At 58.9% G+C, this 16,516-nt stretch carries 18 protein-coding genes; all 18 read right to left on the bottom strand.

Annotation, left to right across the window (positions count from 1 at the left end):
- Nucleotides 1–306 precede the first annotated feature (306 nt).
- On the bottom strand, nt 307–882 hold the full coding sequence (locus GC1_RS22335; RefSeq protein WP_152614064.1) for a hypothetical protein: 576 nt from the start codon (nt 880–882) through the stop codon (nt 307–309).
- Between the two features lie 19 nt (nt 883–901).
- Nucleotides 902–2,311, bottom strand: coding sequence for an AAA family ATPase (locus GC1_RS03045; protein WP_152614063.1), 1,410 nt, complete (start codon nt 2,309–2,311; stop codon nt 902–904).
- 1,311 nt (nt 2,312–3,622) lie between these two features.
- Nucleotides 3,623–4,324, bottom strand: coding sequence for a hypothetical protein (locus tag GC1_RS03055; protein ID WP_019295516.1), 702 nt, complete (start codon nt 4,322–4,324; stop codon nt 3,623–3,625).
- Nucleotides 4,324–4,587, bottom strand: a complete 264-nt coding sequence (locus tag GC1_RS03060; protein ID WP_019295515.1) for a spike base protein, RCAP_Rcc01079 family — start codon at nt 4,585–4,587, stop codon at nt 4,324–4,326. The genes GC1_RS03055 and GC1_RS03060 overlap by 1 nt, the downstream gene beginning before the upstream one ends.
- Nucleotides 4,588–4,660: 73 nt before the next feature.
- Entirely contained in the window at nt 4,661–5,008 is a 348-nt protein-coding gene (locus GC1_RS03065; RefSeq protein ID WP_019295514.1) for a hypothetical protein, read from the bottom strand.
- A gap of 37 nt (nt 5,009–5,045) precedes the next feature.
- On the bottom strand, nt 5,046–5,819 hold the full coding sequence (locus GC1_RS03070) for a glycoside hydrolase family 19 protein (protein WP_019295513.1): 774 nt from the start codon (nt 5,817–5,819) through the stop codon (nt 5,046–5,048).
- A gap of 159 nt (nt 5,820–5,978) precedes the next feature.
- Nucleotides 5,979–6,344 (bottom strand): hypothetical protein, encoded by a 366-nt coding sequence (locus GC1_RS03075; RefSeq protein WP_019295511.1) that lies wholly within the window; start codon nt 6,342–6,344, stop codon nt 5,979–5,981.
- Between the two features lie 27 nt (nt 6,345–6,371).
- Nucleotides 6,372–7,508, bottom strand: a complete 1,137-nt coding sequence (locus tag GC1_RS03080; protein ID WP_152614062.1) for a tail fiber domain-containing protein — start codon at nt 7,506–7,508, stop codon at nt 6,372–6,374.
- An 85-nt stretch (nt 7,509–7,593) separates the two neighbouring features.
- The gene (locus tag GC1_RS03085; RefSeq protein ID WP_019295509.1) at nt 7,594–8,499 is read right to left on the bottom strand and encodes a hypothetical protein; all 906 of its coding nucleotides are present in this window, start codon (nt 8,497–8,499) and stop codon (nt 7,594–7,596) included.
- Nucleotides 8,499–13,118: a hypothetical protein gene (locus tag GC1_RS21830; protein ID WP_152614061.1), complete on the bottom strand. Its 4,620-nt coding sequence runs from the start codon at nt 13,116–13,118 to the stop codon at nt 8,499–8,501. Before GC1_RS21830 ends, GC1_RS03085 begins: the two co-directional genes overlap by 1 nt.
- Nucleotides 13,119–13,205: 87 nt before the next feature.
- Nucleotides 13,206–13,484: a hypothetical protein gene (locus GC1_RS03095; RefSeq protein WP_019295507.1), complete on the bottom strand. Its 279-nt coding sequence runs from the start codon at nt 13,482–13,484 to the stop codon at nt 13,206–13,208.
- 38 nt (nt 13,485–13,522) lie between these two features.
- A complete protein-coding gene (locus GC1_RS03100; protein ID WP_019295506.1) occupies nt 13,523–13,888 on the bottom strand; it encodes a hypothetical protein in 366 nt (121 codons plus the stop codon).
- Nucleotides 13,885–14,334, bottom strand: a complete 450-nt coding sequence (locus GC1_RS03105) for a hypothetical protein (protein WP_019295505.1) — start codon at nt 14,332–14,334, stop codon at nt 13,885–13,887. Before GC1_RS03105 ends, GC1_RS03100 begins: the two co-directional genes overlap by 4 nt.
- 47 nt (nt 14,335–14,381) lie before the next feature.
- Nucleotides 14,382–14,738 (bottom strand): DUF3168 domain-containing protein, encoded by a 357-nt coding sequence (locus tag GC1_RS03110; protein WP_019295504.1) that lies wholly within the window; start codon nt 14,736–14,738, stop codon nt 14,382–14,384.
- Nucleotides 14,738–15,211, bottom strand: coding sequence for a hypothetical protein (locus GC1_RS03115; RefSeq protein WP_019295503.1), 474 nt, complete (start codon nt 15,209–15,211; stop codon nt 14,738–14,740). The genes GC1_RS03110 and GC1_RS03115 overlap by 1 nt, the downstream gene beginning before the upstream one ends.
- A gap of 1 nt (nt 15,212) precedes the next feature.
- Nucleotides 15,213–15,548, bottom strand: a complete 336-nt coding sequence (locus GC1_RS21835; RefSeq protein ID WP_019295502.1) for a head-tail adaptor protein — start codon at nt 15,546–15,548, stop codon at nt 15,213–15,215.
- A gap of 1 nt (nt 15,549) precedes the next feature.
- Nucleotides 15,550–16,125, bottom strand: coding sequence for a hypothetical protein (locus tag GC1_RS03125; protein ID WP_019295501.1), 576 nt, complete (start codon nt 16,123–16,125; stop codon nt 15,550–15,552).
- 12 nt (nt 16,126–16,137) lie between these two features.
- A complete protein-coding gene (locus GC1_RS03130; protein WP_019295500.1) occupies nt 16,138–16,500 on the bottom strand; it encodes a hypothetical protein in 363 nt (120 codons plus the stop codon).
- Nucleotides 16,501–16,516: the final 16 nt, after the last annotated feature.

The raw sequence follows: 16,516 nt of genomic DNA on the forward strand, positions 1-16,516 counted from the left end.
CTGAGAGAACGGCGGAAGGCGGTCGTTCGCAGCAGCCAGGGAATTTAAGAGCACCAATTGTGAGAGCGGAGCTTCAATCAGCTGATTTGCAATCAGTAAGGTTGCGGTTCGTGTCCGTGCGGGGCACTATTCCAATCTAGAAAAGTGTTATTGTACAGAACTTTGGCCGTCCTCAGGCGGACGGCAGTTCGCCAATCCACAGAGTGCTGGAAGGGGGTGTATTGGGAGCGGTCGGCCAGTTTGTAACGCTTCTGGCTGTGCGGAGGTTGAGTCTATTTTGGGTAAGCGGAAATACCGCTCCGGTGACTACACGACTGTTCCAAAGTCAAAGTCGCCAGCTACACGTTGCCCTACCACGAGCTTGGCCTTTGAACCGTGAGGGAGAGGGATCTCTTTAGTCCGCCATTCCTTTGCTCCGGGAAGTTCTGCGCCACCCACCAAAGTCTTGCTTGTGATCAGCGTCGCGGAAGGAGGGGTCGAAATATTGTCAGCTTTGTAGGCCACATAAGCCGTGATGTTCGCAGGTTGGGGCGCTTCGATGATTGAGATGGTTGCAATTGCAGACAAGTACATCCCTGAAATCTGTTCAATTACTTTCTCAAACTCTTTTCGAGTTAGGCTGCTTTTCATTTCTACGATGTGAAGCGAGGAAGATGAATCCGAGTGCACAACGCAGAACGCAGCTTCGGCGCACTTCCTATTTGCCAGACACCAAACAACAGGAGCATTATCTCTTGCCCCAATAAAAATTACATTGTGTGTGGACTCGAAGGTGCACTTTCCAGCACCTCCCTTATTTTTTTCCACCACTTCAAATTTAGTTCCGGCACTTACCGAGAAGACGTAGTCCTTATTGACCAGGTCAGAGTTTTTGAAAGTCATGCAGCGCTCTCGCCAGAAATTACGTTTCCAAGTTGCTTAGGGCATCATTAATTCGGATCGTCTCGTCTGCTAACTCTAATAGGACCCTATTAAGAGAATTTGCCACAACGCCATGCTTGGTGATTTCCAACTTTTCAATGTTTGTGATTCCGTCCACGCAATCGAAATCGAAGGCCGCGATGTCCTTCGGGTCAATTATTGAATCCTCGGGCACACCGAGGTTATCGATTAATTCCCGGTCACCCTTCAGGTGGTGAAGTGAAATTAGGTTGTTCAGTTGCTGTAGAAAAGTGTCGCTATGTGTTGTGATGAGAACTTTAATACCAGAATTGACCATCTTGGCCAAAGATCTCGCCATCTCACGTTGCGCACTAAGGTGAAGATGAGCTTCCGGCTCTTCGAAAATAAGCAGAGTTCTTTGGGTCACGCGGTGAGATAGCACCGAAAGCGCAGCGAGCTCTGTAACAAGTGAGGAGGTAGAGGCGAGTGGAATCTCGCCCTTACCGTTTTCAATGGAATAAACATAGTCACCCCTCGTATGGCTGCGCCTGCTAAATTCACCTTGAATGAGGTTTCCGAGGTGGTGGTCCCGTTTCTTCCAGAAGGGTCTGAATGTTCTTCTGGAAAGGTTAAGAGCAAAATCTTGAATAGGCCGCGGAAGCGTTCCGCTTTCTTCAAGTTCCTTTCCAGCCATTTTGGATCTATCGAGCGTGCCGCTGACAAAGTAATCGAGTGCGAGCATGATTCCGGTTCTTGCAGCTGGCAAGTAGATCACATTGCGCATTCCAAGCCAATCCAACCCGAAACATGAAATTCCTATTAAGGACTGCCTTACGTTCGACTCAATGAACCCCGCGAAGATATCCAATTCGAGATCTTCATAACTAAATAGCTCTTTCTGAGTTGTCCCGTATTCGACTTTGCAGGAATAGTTGAAACGATCAACTGTTTGAATCTCAATGTCGTAGGATTCCTCCTCGTCTTCGACCTCCACCTCAACTTCCTCGATTGTCTCAAATTTTTCGACGTAAAGGTTTAGCTTGATCGCAGAGGAAGAATCGTCACCCTCAAGACTGATTTTACTATCGGAGAAGCCATCGTATCCGATTGCATCTTGGAGAATGACATCTATGTTTTTGTTAAAGCTCTTGACCGTATTGTCTCGAATCTTTTTTACATCTTTCGGCCCGGCCGAAAACTCGAAGTGACCTGAGTCTCCGCCTGTAGATGTAGAAATAAAATCCTTGAGTCCGGGGATGTTGTTGGTGAATGCTCTGGTCTCAGGTCGATTAATGTGGCGCAGCAGTGCCCACATCGTGCTTGCGGCATAGGTCTTGCCACTGTCGTTCTGCCCCACGAACATTGTAAGAGGCTTTGGCTCGATTTCTCCCTTAGAAATCCGTCCGACGTTATTAATCTTCAGTTTCACACGGAACCTTCCTTGAGTCGAAGACTCGGGGGTGTATGTCGCCTATGTCCGGTCTGCTGACAAGGATGCGCGGTTGCATAGGGCGACTCAAATTTTGCTGCTTTGTTATGTCCAATTCTCGGCGAGATCGAGAGGTTCTCTGTACCTTTATCTGATGAACTCTTGTCCAAGTGTTGACGTCAACAAGAATTTCTGACGAGTGAGACATCCTTATCCAGTGTTGCTGATAGGGCGAACGCCCGGAGCGGAGCGCCGCTGTGATCAGCGCGGTGATTTGACAAATTTGTAAATGTTCCACCCTTGCTGGGATTTCAAGGCCAAGCAGCGGTGCCTAGGCTGTACCAACACACTGTCAGCTAGCGCTTGTGGTTGAGCCGATGGCGTAGCTCGTAGAATGTCCATTCATGGATAGTACTGGTGGCGTTGCACTCGGCGATCCAGCTACTCCGTCCCGGGCTGATGAGCCGGGGTTCGGCTGGTATCCGACCAGAGCCCTGGGTGCTGAAAATTAGTCCTTGCCCTCCTAGGGGACAATGCTGCCCTGATGCGGTGCTGATGGCTGCAGGACGCCGATGCCGTCTGCGCCAGTCCCGATACTTTCCCTCTCTTTGAGAAGTGGAGTCTGCCTCTCGACCTGCGCAGCATTTGGAATGCTAGTTGAACGTCGGCTTGGGACGGTTCGCAACGCTGCACAAGCGAAGCGCAAGATCCAGTCAAAAGTCTGCTGTGGGCTCGAACCACCCGCTTGTGATCGCCCCATCAGGCGGCAGGATTAGAGCTCAACCTACATTACAGTGATAACGTCGCCTACAGCGATGGTCTCGTTCAAGCAAAACTCGCGGTCTGCCCTCATATGCAGATGCTGTGGATCGAGAGGGCCATTCGGCCTTGGTCGATAGACCTCGCATGGGAACGATTTGCCAGCTCTTGAAACGAATATCCTAGCTTCCAAAATAGTGGAAAAGGCCAAATCAATCTGATTTTCTGTGTACAGAACACAACGACTTCTACCGTCCTTGTCGTCGGTCAGAAGATCAATATCGCTTATCTCAATATTCATGAGGAACAGTCGCATTAAGACGAGCAAAGTTCAACATTAGTGAGGTCCTGCTTAGCAGGTTTGCCGTAATCTAATGCTGAACGTCCGCTTGCCACCGCTCGCGACGTGTTGCACATGCGAGAAGATGCCAGGAGCGGACGACCGCAAAGGGCTCAACACGACCTGGCAGACTCGCAGTCCAACAAACGCCCGCCCCAGAAACGACAAAAGCCCCGGCGCTAACCGGGGCTTTTTGCTTTGGCGCTTCAAGCCTAGATCCCCCAGCCGCTCCGCAGGTAGCGCACATTCCGCGCAACCGCTGCCGGGGCCAGTTGGTCGGTATAGGCCAGAACCTCGCACATCGGCCCGCGCCAGGCCCGATTCAAGCCATTGTTCCGCCCGCCGATCGCGGCCAGCGGAAATGGCGTTGCCGAACTGAAATGAACCACCGACAAAGGCAGCGGCAAAAGCTCTGTGGTTGCAGCGCCGCCGTTTACATGAATGGTCATTCCCGCAGGTATGGAACCAGTGAAAACCCCGGAATTGTTTTCGTGGCCGATCACCCGGTTCGGACTGCCGGTATCCAGCCCGGCCAGGTCAGTGATCAGAGTGTTGTAGCTATTGAATGCAGCCCGCACACCGTCGCCATAGGCCAGGACAACGAACACCTCCCTGACCATCGCGTCTGTAGGCAGGCTCAACCCACGCGAATTGCCTTGATCCGGCCAAACCAGCGCAGGACGCCCGCCAGCGAGCGGTTCAGAAGCCACATAGGTCGGACCACCATCCGCCAGCTTGGACAACCCCAGATAGCCCGCAACCAGGTTGCCGATTGCAGACACCTCATCACCAGCTTCAAGCTGGATGGTTCCGGTAGCCTTCGCGCTGTACCAGCCGATCAGACTTGAACGGTCGGGAAGACAATGCCGCTGCTGTTGAGTTGCTACCATCACCGAATGACCGGCGCCGAGCATCAGTACCAGCCCGCAACGGATGCCGTGGTGCCTGAGGCCTCGATGCCCACGGCTGAGAACCCAATGGTCTCCCCGGCAATGACCGCGTAGACGATCACGGCTCCGGCCTCATCACGGACAGCCAGATCCCCGGAGGTCAGGACGCGCAGAACGCGCGGCTTCACAGGCAGGTCAACGCCATCCTGTGGGACAATAGTGAAATGTCGGGAGCATGGGCTTTCCAGACCGCGCTGAAAATGGGCGAAATGATCAATTTGGGGCATATCCCATTCCTTATGGATGCAGTTTTCAAAAAGGCCCCAGCGATCGCCAGGGCCTCAAGTTCGTCAGGCAGACCTATTCGCGGGCCTGCCGCACGGCCTCTGCAATCTTGCCGCGCGCCAGCCGCTGCAGGACCGCCTCCGTGGGCTTCAGCGCCTTGATGGCATCAGGCACGGATTCCCGGGCATGCTGGATCGCTTCATTGATCAGAACGTCCGCAGCAGCTTCCCTGCCATCTTCCAGAGCCGCACGGATGCCGCTCATCAGAGCGGTGTGAAGATCACGCTGCAGCGCCTGGCCGACCTGGACCCCGAAATGCTTGCGCACCATCAACGCAGCGGCGGCAATCGCTGAGGTCAGGATCAGGGCCAGCGCCTCGATCAGCAGCGGCGTCAGGTCAGGGAGAAGGTTTGTAAGGTCCATTGTTCAGTCCTTTCAGTTGGGGAAAACCGGCCCGCGATCAGCCGCGGGACAGGGTGAGAAATTTCAGCAGCCAGGCAGGCAGCCACGGCAGCGGTGCAGGCTTGGGCGGGGAAACGGGCGGCAGGGCACGCAGCTCCTGGTGCAGCGCGGCGCGGGTCTTCGGTCCGATCCGGCCGTCAGCGGCCAGGCCAACAGTGCGCTGAAACCCTCGCACGTCCGTTGCCGCGAATCCCAGCAGCACAAGCTGCGCTTTGTCGGTCCACTGCTGCCGCTGGAAAAAGTGGTTGTAGCCGCCATTGATCCGCCGGGTGATCACCCGCACGTCGCCAGCATCGGCCGGCACATTCAGGCCGTTCACGCTCCAGAACCAAAGCGGCCCCAGCCCCTCCCAGGGATCCAGATTCACAGCATCCGGATCAGCCTCGAAGTCAGGTGCGGAAGGATCGAGGCGCCGCGCCCAATCCCGGAACTTCCGGTAATTCCAGCGCCCGGTTATCTGGAACGGCCCGCGTCCCCGGAACTTGAAACCGTCGCCATCGGCTTCAGGTGTGTTTCCAAGATCCGTGCGAATGTCATAGCGGGCCTGCGCGGGGGTTGGCCCCCACAACTCACGGTCATAATTGAAGACCCCGCTCTCCAGCAGCGTTTGGCCCAGCAGGTAAGACAGCCGGTGCGGCTGGTTCAGCCCGCAGTCAAAGCCGAAAGTGTTCACCCCCAGCAGAAACGACTTCGCGTTTCGCTCCTGCTCTCCACCCTGCCCCATCGGGCCGGTGATCCGCTGCAGGGTTTCAAGTGTCAGAATTCGGGTCATGTGCCCTCCAAAGGAAAAGCCCCGCTCGATGCGGGGCCGGTTTCAGGGTTGGTTTTCAGTTTCAGGCCGGGCCAAACACGGCCCAACTAAGGGCCAGCCAGAGCAGCACAGAAAGCGCCACACGCACCCGGCGCCAGGTCTTTGAACGCAGGAAGCGGATCATGAACCTGCCCCCATCAAGCGCCGCACCAGGTGGATCAACGGGCCACGGAAGCGGCTGAAGGCGTCATGCGCCACATATGCCGCCAGAAAGGCGATAATCAGCGTCAGGGCCGGGTACTGGATCTCGAAGTGCTCCCGCAGCCAGTGAGCCACCATAGGGCCGCCCAGAACGCCGATCAGAAGGTTGAACACCGCAACGGCAACCGCAGGCTTCAGGCGCAACTCATCGCCTTCCAGCAGCGCCAGCGTAACGCCCAGCAGGGCGACGACAACCACCTCCCAATTTGATCCGTATTGCGCCAGCCAGCCACCAGCCACGCCAAAAAAACCCGCCATGGCGGAGCCGAAGCTTTCAAATTTCATGAGGTATCCTGCTCGTTTTCTGCGGCGTCAGACGCCCAAGGTTCCGGCCATGATGAAACACATCAATTCGGGATAGCGCAGCCCCAGGCGCTCGCCGTCCTCGACCTCTTCGGTGAATTCCCGCTCCTCTTCGACCAGCACCGGAACCCGCGCTGTCTTCTGGACGGGGCCACCCGGGCCAGGCACCATCACCGCTTCCCCGGCCTCATCAAAGACCGGAAGCACCTCATAGACAGGCACCGAGATTTCTTCGGATACAGTCTTCTCAGTCGCCCGCCCGTCGATCACTTCAATGATCGTCCGCTGTTGCGTTGATTTCTCGACCTTTTGAACCTGGACCATTTTGGTATCGGTCACAGTGCGGAAAATCTTGTCGCGGGTGAACATGCCGTAACGGCCTGCATCAAGGCCTTCCTCCGCAAACTTCTGCTCCACCCATTGCGCCATTTGACCGACGTGCAGGCGGGCACCGGCCTCCCCTTTATCTGCCACAGCAGAGATCCACTGAAAGATGCGGAAATCATTGACCAGCTCCTGCGCGACCCGCTTTTCAGCCTCATTCAAGGGCCGAATGTTGACCTTCTCGCGCATGTCCGAGGTGTTGATAGTTCCATCGACCGAGAACATTTCAGAAAAGCGCTTGCTCGCGGAGCCGCCGGTAAAGGCATTGTCCGAACCCGGCTCGATTGCCGTGCCGGAAACGCTAAGCGCAGCCTGACCCGCCGCGTGCAGTTCGATGGGCCCCACATCATGAACAAGCCGCAGCTTATCCAGCAGCGCAATCACCCGGGCCTCCGGAAGACCACCCTTCATAAATTCAAGCGCGGCCTCGCCACTGGCATTCCCCGCATCAAGATAGAAGTTTGCATCCGGGTCAGCACCTGCCGCGTCGGTGTTCTTCACGCGGATCGCCACCTCGCCCCCGTTGCCCTGCACATCGATGAGATGAGACGGAGAGGCAGTACCGACGCCCAGCTTATCGGCAAAGTAGGCCACGGCAGCGGCAGACAGCGCCGTAAACGCCCCTGCCGCAGGGGTGGTTTGCCCGATATCCGTATCGTTCAATTCGCCGCCGATGACCGTGCTGTTTTCGGTCAGCCAGGTCGCCCAGGCATCGACAAAGCTGAAGAAATCATTCACCGCCCACTGAAACAGCAGCACCATCTTTGCATCAAAGTCGGCCTCCGGCGATGAGCGCAGAGGAATATCCGGCTTGGCCGGTTGAGCAGGAAAATCCATGTGTTTTGCCCTATTTGAGAGTTTTCATCACCAGGGGAAACACGCTGTCCCCTGCAATATCGATCGGCTGGCTATGGTCATCGACAAACCCCAGCCCCTCGATCCCGTAGCTTGGAGCATCACCGGACAGGTAGAAGGCCGTGGCCACCCCATCGACCTCTGCGATAATGTCCATCACGCGCGGCGCCTGCAGCGTCTGCACAATGAGATCCACCTCAACCCGGCGCGTGGATCCGCGCTTCACCAGGATCTCATCACCAAAATCGTCATACCCTTTCCGGCTGTGGCTGACGTGCTGGATATTGGGAAGGTTCAGCACCTCCCCCAGGATGTGATTCCTGCCAAGAACGATATGCCCCACCTCAGCCACGGAACCCGGTGCTGAGATGGTGATATCGATCCGGTGGCCGATGTAGCCCGGGAAGCCGTTCAGCACCTTCTGACGCTGGAAAACCACTCCGCCAAAGAAATAGGTATACATGCTGACCACATGCCCGGTGTCTGCCATCGCAAAGGTCTGGTCAAAGATCAGTGTGGCGCCGTCAAAGACCTCGATCTGAACTGAACCCGCCGACAGGCCGAATAGCGAAATGGCATCGCAGTCCTGGCTAGGCACGATCGAATAGGTGATTTCCTCCGCATAGCTGGCCCGGTTTGACCGGCGCTGATCAAACGCGCTCCAGCGGTTCGTGGCCTTCAGATCGAGCCACCAGGTGCCATCGTCCGAAACCGGATCATTGCCCTGGTTTCCGGCCTGCATGCTCTCATAGATCCGGTGCGAGGTGGTCGAGATCACCTTTGCGCCGAGGCCGAAGGATGTGCCGGCATCCCATTCCGCATGGTCATTTTCCGGAATATTTGATGCCGTCAGTTCCGCATCGGTGACAGTCATCGGCGCGATAATGTTGAAATCCATCAGACACGCACCTCCGGCTGACCCACTTCATCCCAATCCTCCAGGTACTGCGCGACCTTGCGCACCATCATTTCCATCCGCTGACCCTGCACGGCGACTTGCTTTGCAAGCCCCTCGACACTCCGGACCACCTGGCGGTTATCCAGCATGGCAACCGAATCCGAATGGCTCACAACCCGGCTGGGGCCGGTGTTTTCCAGTTCCCAGCCGCGTTCCCCGACAATCCGCCAGCCGCCCAGATGGGCGCCGCCTTCTGCAAACTGCGGAATACCGCCCATCGAGCGGATCTGCTTGCGGAGGCTTTCGGCCTGCACCGCCGCCTTGCTGGCCTTCGAATTGGCCGAGCTAACGACATTGCCAAAAGAGGCCGTGCCGAATTCATCCTTGAGGGCTTTCTTGAATTCCGCCAGCTTTTTGGGAGTTCCGCCATAGTAGTCAAAGGAGGTAACAAGCTGGCCATCCTTATTGACGGAAATCGACCGCTTTTGCCCGTGCAGGCTGACCCCGTATTTCTCGCGCAATGCATTGAATTTTTCGGCAATCTCCTGCGGCCTCTTAGCCGCCGTCGCTGCATCGCCCCCCTTCACCTGAAGGCCCGCAATCTTTGCGTTCCGGTTCCTGTCCCGGCGATCCGCATTGACGGCATCCCGGAGCTTGCCCAGCATACTGGTCAGCGAGTTCATTGGCGCCTTCACACTGCTTAGCCCGCCGGTCAACTCACCGAACAATTCCGACATGGGGCCAGTCGGGCTGACCTCAGCAATGCCGGGGTTTTTGCTGGCCTCCACGATGTCTGCCCCCAGCGCTTTCAACCGGTCCTGATACTGGGCGACATCCTCACCGAATTTCTTAGAGCTGGCATTTGCGGTCTGCAGGTATTCGCCCAGTTCCGTGAGGACGCTGGTCTGCTCATCCAGGAGATCCGCAAGCCGTTCGTCCGCATCACCCGCAGCATCGGCCAGCGCAGTCATCTGGTGGATCTCCGCCTGCACCTGGGCCGCGATACGGTTGAACTCCAGCGCGGAACCTGCGCTATCCCGCGCGCTCTGCAGGTATTCCCGCGCCAGGCCTGGCAGCTCAGCAGCGGCGTCAGTATCGCCGCCGCGGGCGCGCTCCAAGGCACTCAGGTAGCGGCCCCGCAGCGCTGCTGCCGTTTGTGCAGAACTCGCGCCGGAAAGACCGGAGTTCAACAGACCGTCCTGGAAGTCCCGCAGCTTGGCAGCCGTCCGGTGCCACAGCTCAGCGGACGCCCGAGCATCAGCGGCCATGCTGCGCGAAACCTCGATCTGATCCGCAACGGTCTTGCCGATCGCCTCAAGCTGCTTTGCAACGCCCTGGCTGATCCCGGCCCGCGGGTCCAGCACTTGCCCAAGCCCGCCTGACAACTTCAGAAGATCCGCATAGAGCTTCCGCCCGGACGCTGAGGTCCGGTCAATTCCCTCGACCAGGCTGCGGAACTCTTCCCGGCTCTGCGGCATTGCCAAGCCAAGTTTTTTGAACTCCGCGGACAAGCGGCGGATGGTGGTCTCCTGCCGTTCGGCGTCGGAATAAAACCCGGTCCAATAGGCGGAAACGGCGTTTGTCATAGCCTCAGAGCCGCCGAAATCATCCACCAGGCCAGACGCCATATCCGCGCCCTGGAGCGACTTCTTGAAGCCGGACAGGCCCAGCAAGTCAAAGGCGTCATTTACTTGCAGCAGGCTTGTCGACAGCCGCGTCAGGGTCTCCGTGGCACTCTCACCAGCCTTTGACCACTTGGACGCGCCAAGGATCAATTCGGACATTTGATTTGAGGCTGTTTCGAAGCCCCGCGCCAAGTCTTTCTGGATCTGCTCCTGACTGCGCCCGCTGGTCAGGATCGAGACAAAATGCCCCTTGTAATCCTTCAGGGCATCCCGGCCACGCCCCAAGGCCTCCGACATTCCCAGCAGGGTTTCTGTCAGACCTTTTGCCTGATTGCTGAGGCCTGTTTTCAGGTCGTAATCAAGCGCCTTGCGGATATCCTTGTCGCTCCGGAACAGCCCCCCTTTGAAATGATCCCGGGCGTAGCCGTCGAAACCATCCGCACCGATTGTACCTTCCAAAGCCGAATAGGCGAACTTCCGGCTTAAGGCCTTTTTCAAGAAGGCTGCACCTGCGGCAATGACACCGATAGCAGGGATCGCAGCACCGATGGCGCCGAGACCGCCAATGGAACCGGAAACCAGACCGGTCAGGCTCGAGAAGCTGGCACCAAGGCCGCCACCGCTGAGAATGCCACCGAAACCAGAAGCAAGCCCGCCAATGCCACCTAGCAAACCGCCGGAACCCGCGAGGCCTGCCAGACCGCCGCCACCGCTACCGAAGAGGTTGAAAGCACCACCAGCCAGGTTCAGCAGGCCGCCGCCCCCGCCGCCGCCAGCAACCCCAGCGGCAGCCTGACCACCACCACCGAGGAACAAGTTATCGAGACCCAAGAACCCCGTAATCTGCCCAACGATCGGCAGGACAATCTTGGTATGCGCGAACTGAAACTGAATATCCCGCAGCATACCCTCGATCGTGTCGGTGAGGCTGCCGCCCTCAAAGGCGGTGCGGGTGATGTTTTCAGCCCAGCGTTCCTGCTGATCGGCAATCCGCCGCGTGGCCTCTTCCGCCGCATCGAGTTCAATCAGCTGGTCGGCCAGGCCGGAGATCTGCGCCTTGCTGTACCCCAGTGCATCCTTACCCACGCGCTGCTGCACAAGCCGGATGGCTTCCAGCTTCTTCCGCTGGGCTTCAGTGACACCCAGCAGCTCGCGCCGCTCCTTAATCTCCTTCTGCAGCGAGGCCATAGCGCTCTTAGACGCCGCCCCGCCTGCGGATTTGACCTTGTTTAGCGTTGCCAGCTGCTTTTGATACTCACCCCGCAACTGCTGTTCCTGCGCATAGAGCTGCACCTGCTGGTCAATCGTCTGCTGAACATGGTCCCGCTGACCGTCCTGAAGCTCCCCCAGAGGCCCCGCAGATGCTTCCAGCTCCGCCCGGTACTTTGCAACATTGGCGGCAGCCTCACCGCCGCCAGAGGACAGAACCGCCATACCGGCTTTCAACCCGGCGATTGTGGTCTGCGCGGATGCGATCGCACCCGGCACTGAAGCGAGGTAGGAGCTAAGTGCCGAGGCTTGACCCGCAGCGCCAGCGAGGCCGCCCGCGAGGGCGTTGCTGTTCTCCGCCGCGGTTGCCGCGCTTTCGGCTGCATTGCCGGTTTCAGTAGCGGTGCGCTCAGCCGCCACGGTTGCGGCATCAAGGCGGGCTTCAGCTTCCGCAAGCGCCGCGCCCAGCTGCTCGATGTCAGCCCGGGCCTTTGCCATGCGTTCGGTTTCATAGAGACTGGCGCCGAAAAAGTTGGTCGCAAAGGATGCCGCTTCCAGCTCAGCCTTGGCAGCCTCAAGCGCCTCGCGCGTGGCATCGCGCGCAGCTTCAGCAGCCCGCCGCATCGCCTCCGCGTTTTTGGCGGTCATGTTTGAATAGAAGGTTTCCGTGGCCGTGTTCAGCACGTCATGCGCCGAGGCCAAGTCACGAATGGCGGTTTCGAAATTCTCCGCCGCCACTTTCGACTGCTGAAACCCCTGGTAGATGCCCGCGGCAACACCAACCAGGGCGCCGATCCCGGTTGCCAGGGCCGCCAGGCGCAGCAGCTTCAAACCGCGGATCAGACCCTTGATGGCAACGCCAGCAAGCGCGGCCTTGGTGCTGGTTGCACCCAGAGCGATTTCCAGCGCCACAGCAGATTTAGCCGCGGCAATGAACTTGACCGGCGCCAACGCCACAGCGGTCACCACGCCCGCCATCGCAGCACCCAGAGGTGCCGCAACCTTCAGCATCAGGCCCAGGCCGATCGCCGCAGGCCCAACGGCCGCTGTCAGTGCGGCACCCACCGAAATAAACTGCTTGGTGCGATCGCTCAGCCCGTTGAACCATTCCGCGGCATCTGCGGCCTGATCGCTCAGCCATTCCAGCGTGGGCGCCAGACCCACTGCGAGCTGATTTGATACACCCCGGCCCACCAGCCCAAGGCGCGAAATCGCGTCATTGGTGTGCTCGATCTGATCGGCATCGACTTCTGAGACAGCAACGCCAAACCGCTCGATGTCATCGGTCGCGGTGCGCAAGGCTGATCCGTCAATCCGGGTGAAGATCAGGCCCGCCCGGCTGCCGAACAGCTCCGAGGCCACCGCCGCCCGCTCCGCTTCCGGGACATATTGCGCCAGAGCGGCCTGGATCTTCGCAAGGCGCTCATCAAGCGGAAGGCGCTGCAGCTGCTGGGCATTCAGATGCAAGCGGGTCAGAGCCTTGGCAGCGGCACCCGTACCGCCCGCCGCCTGGCTGAGGCGCTTGGTCAGCTGTATAGTGGCCTGCTGCACCTCCCCCATCGAGACGCCAGACAGATCCGCAGCGCGCTCCAGCACCTGCAAGGATTTGACCGTAGTCCCGAAGGATTGCGCCATTTTGGCTTGGGCATCGATCACCTTCAGGCTGGACTTGACCGCAACCGCAGCGGCGCCGGCCATCGGCAGGGTGAGGCCCACCGTCATCTTGCGGCCTACAGCCTCAAACTTGCCGCCCAGACGCACCATGCGGCGTTCCAGGTCACCCATTGCGGCTTTTGAACGCTTCGCGCCCGTTTCGAAGGCCGCGGAATCCAGCGAAAGAACGCCCCGGAGGGCGCCGATAACTGCGGACATCTACTGCCCCTTTTTGCTCTGAAAGTGCATGTTCAGCAGACCCGCGCGCAGCTGCGCCAGTTCTGCGGCCCGATTGCGTTCGGCAGGCTTCTTGCCGCCGATCGCCTTGGTGAAATCCGGCATCTTGCCGGGGTTGTGGATGGCAAATTGCGTGAGAATGCCCAGCTCCTGATTGAGCACCCGCCGCGCTGCGAATTCGGCATCCTTGGCCTTGATCCGGGCGCGGGTGATCAGGTCGAATTCGCGCAGGCTGACGTGCCAGAATTCGGCGTGATGCAAGCCCAGCTCACACCACACCGAAAACAGCTTGTGCCAGTCTATGCGGCTGGGCTTTTCGCGTTTCCCGCGTCGTCCTCTTCTTCCGCTTCCTCGCCCTCTTCGGCCTTCAGAAACGGGAAGGCGATCGACAGGCATTCGCCAAGGTGAACCGCAGCCGCATTGGCACCGCCCAAGGCGTCCAGGATCTTCGCCGCCTCTTCACGTTCGACCCCCTTGCCGTCGTCAAGGAACGCCGCCCAGGCATCGATCACCAGATTTACGCCGCCGCTGCCGTCAATCAGATGCTCCAGAAGATCACCGATCGGCTTGCCGCCTTGCAGCTGCTCCAGCCGGGCCTGCGCCAGGGTGGAAGCCTTCAGCTTGTGGGTCTTACGGCCCACTTTCACAGTGTGAGTGCTGATCATACCGCGGCGCCTTTCGTCCAGGTCACGAGGCCAGTCGGGCGCAGCTTCAGATCAGTCATCAGGTCGCCATCCTGATCCACCGACGGAATCGACGGGTTCAGGAACGCCTGATACTTGAACATGTCACCGGCGGACTGCACACCGTCCTCCGGCGGCAGTTTCACGCGGAAATACACCGGCTTACCTGCGGCCTTGTAGGCCAGGGCCTGTTCATAGAGGCTGGTGGAATAAAAGCAGTTCAGCGTCAGTTCGCTGGTATCGGTCAGACCGACGCCCCATTCCTTGCTGCGGCCCGGGCTGTCCAGCGAAGTGCGGTCGCGGTATTCCTGACTTTCCTCCGGAATGCCGACCGTTTTACAGCCCTTGATAACGACATAGTTTCCATCCACGTCATCCGCCGACCATTCGATGTCGCACAGATCACCAGGAACGACTTTCTGAGCCATTTCCTATCCTTTCACGATGATGATGATTGCCGGTCACCCGGCGATGGTTAGGCGCGGTAGCGCACCCGGAAATCCAGCTGCTGCAGCCGGATCACATCGCCGCCGGATTCTGCTGGTCCGTCCCGGCGGGATATCTCTTTGCAGCGGATCACAGATCCGCCGCGAAACCCTGTCAGGGTCTGGGACACTTGCCGCGCGGCAAGCATCATCTCTTCATAAGTTTCCGCGTAGACATTCACCTGAATGCGGGCCGTCTCATTTCCGGCCCGGTCTTTCAGAGTATAGCGGGTGCTGTTGCTGATCATCTGCAGGGTAATCCGCGGAAAGCCTTCCGCATCGTCAAAACCGCCCCAGACAACCGGATGCCCAAGAGGCTCCAGCGCGCTGTAGATATCGTATTCCATCAGCCTGCCGCCTTCGCTGCCTTGCGTGCTGCGCGCTCCACAGCCTTTTCAATTTCCGCCCAGACCTCTTTGCGCAGGATCTGCAGCATGCGCTCCCTGTTCGCGTCCCAGGCGGGCCGCATGAACGGATCCGCCATGACCGCGCCAACATATTTGCCGCTCGCATGACGGCGCGGCCCTGTGCCAAACTCAATCAGATGCGCGTGCGGCGCGTGGGAACCGTCGGCTTCCACAGGCCCCACATAGAGCGAGACTTTGGCCCGCCCCCGATCTCCCCTTGCCTCGCCCTGCTGGCGGGGGGAAAGCTTGCTGGTGATCGCAATCTCAAAGGCCGAATTTTCAGCGCCTTGCTTCACCGGCTGCAGCGCCTTCTTCATGGCCCGGCGCATGACTCCCTTGGCCGTACCGCGCGCCAGTTCCGACAGGGCGCGTTCAATATCTCCCGCCCCCTCGATTTTCATTTTCATGGACATGTCACGCCTCCGGCGGTCTGACCTTCCAGGCCGTGAATTCCAGCCAGCGGCGGCGGCCGATCACCTTGACGCCGGAAATCTGCCAATCGCTGCCCTCAAAACGCAGCCGGTTTTCTCCGGTAATCGCCGCGGTGCGCGCGGTGTAGCCGACGGTAAAGCGCGCATCCGCTTTTTGCTCGACCGCCCCCGCCTGCCAGCGCTCAGTGTCGCTGACCGGCTCAAAACCAGCTTGAACCAGAAACAGCTCTTGCCAAACATCGCGCTTCTTTTCACCCAGGTTGTTCTTACCAGGGCCGCGCTCCAAAAAGATCACCTTGCGGTCCAGAAGCCTGCCCATATCAGGCCACCTCATACGGGCGGCGGTAGCGCGCCTGCTTGATTAGACGATGCACGCCGAACGACATGCGAGGCGTATCTTCCGCCTCGATCGCGATCCCGGCCTCAAACCATTCCTTTGCCTGCAGCAGGATTGCCTGCCGCAAGCGGTTAAATGTAGGCTGATCAGGTCCGCCGACACGGGCCCGCACCCGCAGCACATCGCCTGCCGCGCTGTTGCCAGCCCAAGACGCCCCAAGCACTAACTGAGGCTCATCGTATGCCTGCTGAACCCAAGCCCCCACCAGCGGCTGATCAGTCCAGCCGCCCGCCCCATTGTCCAGGGCAAGCCCGGTCAACTCGATCACCGGCAGAACCGGGAACCACCAGCGGCACCAGCTCCCACGGGTAACCACAAATTCAACTTCCCGGGGCGTCAGCGGGTAACCTGTTGCAGTGGAAATCGCGGCCTCTGCGGACTCCAGCGCAAGCTGCAAGGCGCCGTCGTCATCCAGATCGCCTGCCGCCATGTGAACGGACTTCTTGAAGTCCTCCAGGTCGACACCAGCAACGATTTCCGCCTGTTCGATTACCCGCATCGCACGCGCCCCTTACTTGCTCGCGCCCTGCTTCGGCGGCTCGCCGGAAGCCTTGGCACCCTTGCTGGCGGCCTCAGCCGCGCCTGCCGGTTCGCCACCAGCTTTGCCCGCCTCTTCCGCCGCCTGCTCTTTCTCGGCCAGGGCTTCCTCGCGGGCCTTCAGATCAGCTTCGCGCTGCGCCAGCTCGGCCAGCTTCGCGGACACATCAGCGCCCGCCTCGCCGTCCGCATTCGGCGCGGAATCAACCTCTTCCGGGTCAAAGGGTTTGCAGGTGCCCTTGGGCCACTTCGCGATGGTCGCCGGTTCAAAACCGGCAACGTCGCCTTTGACGTAGCGGCCATGGGTTTTCAGGAATTTCACGATTTGCTTTGACATGTCAGAACTTCCGTTT

The sequence above is a fragment of the Leisingera sp. ANG1 genome, assembly GCF_000203975.2.
GTDB lineage: Bacteria > Pseudomonadota > Alphaproteobacteria > Rhodobacterales > Rhodobacteraceae > Leisingera.

What these genes read in the sequence shown, in the direction of transcription:
- GC1_RS22335 (WP_152614064.1), bottom strand. Translation starts at nt 882, where the DNA reads ATGACTTTCAAAAACTCTGACCTGGTCAATAAGGACTACGTCTTCTCG.
- GC1_RS03055 (WP_019295516.1), bottom strand. Translation starts at nt 4,324, where the DNA reads ATGCTCGGCGCCGGTCATTCGGTGATGGTAGCAACTCAACAGCAGCGG.
- GC1_RS03060 (WP_019295515.1), bottom strand. Translation starts at nt 4,587, where the DNA reads ATGCCCCAAATTGATCATTTCGCCCATTTTCAGCGCGGTCTGGAAAGC.
- GC1_RS03065 (WP_019295514.1), bottom strand. Translation starts at nt 5,008, where the DNA reads ATGGACCTTACAAACCTTCTCCCTGACCTGACGCCGCTGCTGATCGAG.
- GC1_RS03070 (WP_019295513.1), bottom strand. Translation starts at nt 5,819, where the DNA reads ATGACCCGAATTCTGACACTTGAAACCCTGCAGCGGATCACCGGCCCG.
- GC1_RS03075 (WP_019295511.1), bottom strand. Translation starts at nt 6,344, where the DNA reads ATGAAATTTGAAAGCTTCGGCTCCGCCATGGCGGGTTTTTTTGGCGTG.
- GC1_RS03080 (WP_152614062.1), bottom strand. Translation starts at nt 7,508, where the DNA reads ATGGTGCTGCTGTTTCAGTGGGCGGTGAATGATTTCTTCAGCTTTGTC.
- GC1_RS03085 (WP_019295509.1), bottom strand. Translation starts at nt 8,499, where the DNA reads ATGGATTTCAACATTATCGCGCCGATGACTGTCACCGATGCGGAACTG.
- GC1_RS21830 (WP_152614061.1), bottom strand. Translation starts at nt 13,118, where the DNA reads ATGGGTGACCTGGAACGCCGCATGGTGCGTCTGGGCGGCAAGTTTGAG.
- GC1_RS03100 (WP_019295506.1), bottom strand. Translation starts at nt 13,888, where the DNA reads ATGATCAGCACTCACACTGTGAAAGTGGGCCGTAAGACCCACAAGCTG.
- GC1_RS03105 (WP_019295505.1), bottom strand. Translation starts at nt 14,334, where the DNA reads ATGGCTCAGAAAGTCGTTCCTGGTGATCTGTGCGACATCGAATGGTCG.
- GC1_RS03110 (WP_019295504.1), bottom strand. Translation starts at nt 14,738, where the DNA reads ATGGAATACGATATCTACAGCGCGCTGGAGCCTCTTGGGCATCCGGTT.
- GC1_RS03115 (WP_019295503.1), bottom strand. Translation starts at nt 15,211, where the DNA reads ATGTCCATGAAAATGAAAATCGAGGGGGCGGGAGATATTGAACGCGCC.
- GC1_RS21835 (WP_019295502.1), bottom strand. Translation starts at nt 15,548, where the DNA reads ATGGGCAGGCTTCTGGACCGCAAGGTGATCTTTTTGGAGCGCGGCCCT.
- GC1_RS03125 (WP_019295501.1), bottom strand. Translation starts at nt 16,125, where the DNA reads ATGCGGGTAATCGAACAGGCGGAAATCGTTGCTGGTGTCGACCTGGAG.
- GC1_RS03130 (WP_019295500.1), bottom strand. Translation starts at nt 16,500, where the DNA reads ATGTCAAAGCAAATCGTGAAATTCCTGAAAACCCATGGCCGCTACGTC.